The organism is Acidovorax sp. KPB24-07, assembly GCF_057543315.1.
In genome coordinates, this window is record NZ_BAAJYS010000566.1 from 1 (window position 1) to 1716 (window position 1716).

2 protein-coding genes and 1 pseudogene are annotated in these 1716 nt (G+C 72.5%); all 3 read right to left on the reverse strand.

Annotation, left to right across the window (positions count from 1 at the left end; all coding sequences use genetic code 11):
* Positions 1 to 101: 101 nt before the first annotated feature.
* On the reverse strand, positions 102 to 854 hold the full coding sequence (locus tag AC27IQ_RS23900; protein WP_487091048.1) for a TIGR03759 family integrating conjugative element protein: 753 nt from the start codon (positions 852 to 854) through the stop codon (positions 102 to 104).
* A 9-nt stretch (positions 855 to 863) separates the two neighbouring features.
* Positions 864 to 1508 (reverse strand): hypothetical protein, encoded by a 645-nt coding sequence (locus tag AC27IQ_RS23905; protein ID WP_487091049.1) that lies wholly within the window; start codon positions 1506 to 1508, stop codon positions 864 to 866.
* A pseudogene (locus AC27IQ_RS23910) lies at positions 1505 to 1716 on the reverse strand (PFGI-1 class ICE element type IV pilus protein PilL2); the annotation flags it as partial. The pseudogene AC27IQ_RS23910 and the gene AC27IQ_RS23905, both read right to left, overlap by 4 nt.

The window sequence follows — 1716 nt, forward strand, 5'->3', positions numbered from 1 at the left end:
GGCGGCGATCTGGTAGGCGGGTGGTGGCACCTCTTGGCCGAAGGCGATGGCGGCATGGGCGCTGAGGCCGAGGACCAGGGCCGCGCAGCCTGCGCGGCGGGCTACTGCCGCTGCCATTGACCGTTGACCTCGCGCACCAGGGCGGGCAGATCGCCGGGCAGGCCGAGCGACAGCCAGCGCCCGGCGTCATGGTTGAGCGTGATGGTGCGCGAGCGCACGCGGCCGGCGTCGATGCCGGCCTGCGTCGCCCACTGGCGGATGCGGGCATCCTCCTGGCGGCTGCCGACCATGTAGAGGTCGAAGGCGGTGCCGGCCGCCTGCAACTGGCGCAGGCGCTGCTCGCACGGCGGGCACTCGGCCTTCACGAAAACCGCCAGCCGGCCCGAGCCCCGGTTGCCGGCGCCCGGCGCCTTCGCACCCGGGATGTTCACGCGCTGCTGTCCCGGATAGAGCCGCTTCCACGCCGCGTCGTAGGCCCGCTGGTAGGCCAGCGTCTTGCCCACGCGCTTCGATTCCGCCTGCACCTGCAGCTCTGCATAGCGGTTGCGTTCCTCGTCGCTGCGCGCCTCGATGCCCAGCGCCGTGAGCGGATCGAGGTTCGGGGAATAGATGCCCAGCGGCCCCTGCATCAGTTGGCGATAGCGCGCCCATTCTTCGGAGCGCAGGCCCCAATCGCGCGCCAGGCGCTCGTCCAGCGCGGAGTCGTTGCTGTTCTGCACCTGGGCGGGAACGGTGCGCGAAGACGCGACCGGCGCCGACTGCGCCGAGGCTGTGCCTGCTGTGCCTACCGCGCCTGCGATAGCGGCGAGGATGGCGGCGAGGATGGCGGCGAAGCAGATGGCGGCGTGCTTCATGGCCGACTCCTACGGCAGCGCGATGCGCTGGGTCTGGCCATCCACGCGGAACACGGCGGCGCGCGCCTCGATCGCCAGCAGATGCCACGCGCCCACGGCATCGCCTTCGCGTAGCAGCCACACGTCCAGCACCGACGAGGCCTTGGGCGCCGCCACCGACAGGAAGCGCTCGCCGCCACGCAGCTCCACGCCCACGACGTTGAACGGCGGTTCGGGCACCTTGGGCTTGGCCGGCTCGGCGGTGCGCTGGGGCGCCACGGCAGGCGCGGCGGTTCGCTTCATGCGCGCTTCGAGGTCGCCCATGCGCGCCTGCAGCGCCTGCAAGTCGCCGGCATGGGTGTCTGCGGCCTGGGCCTGCTCGACCTGCGTCAGGCGCTCGTCCAGCGCCTTGCGGGCCGCCTCGAAGTCGGGCTGGGTGACAGGCTTGGGCTGGTTCTTCGAGGCTGCCGCTTGCTGTTCGAGTTCGGCGACGCGCGTGTTGAGCGCCTGCACGTGCGCATCCTGGGCGCTGGCCTGGCTCTGCTCGCTCAGGCGCGACAGGCCCACGCTGTTGACCACGGCGAGGATGCTCACGAGCAGCAGCCACGCGGCCGCTGCGATCTTGAACCAGCGCGCGCGGCCGGCGTTCTCGTCGGGAAGTTGCGGGATGGTCATGGCTGGGCCTCCTGGGGCGCGTGGGGATCGGCGGGTTCGGCGGCCGGCGCGCTCGATGCCGCAGCCGCAGGAATGGGGCTGGCGGTCGCCGCACGCGAAGTCGTCACGCGCGCGAAGCACACCGCGCGCGCAGCGTCATCGACGGACAGCTCCCAGGCTGGCCCGGCGAGCGCCCGCAAGGCATCGCGCAGCGGCAGCGGCCCGAGCC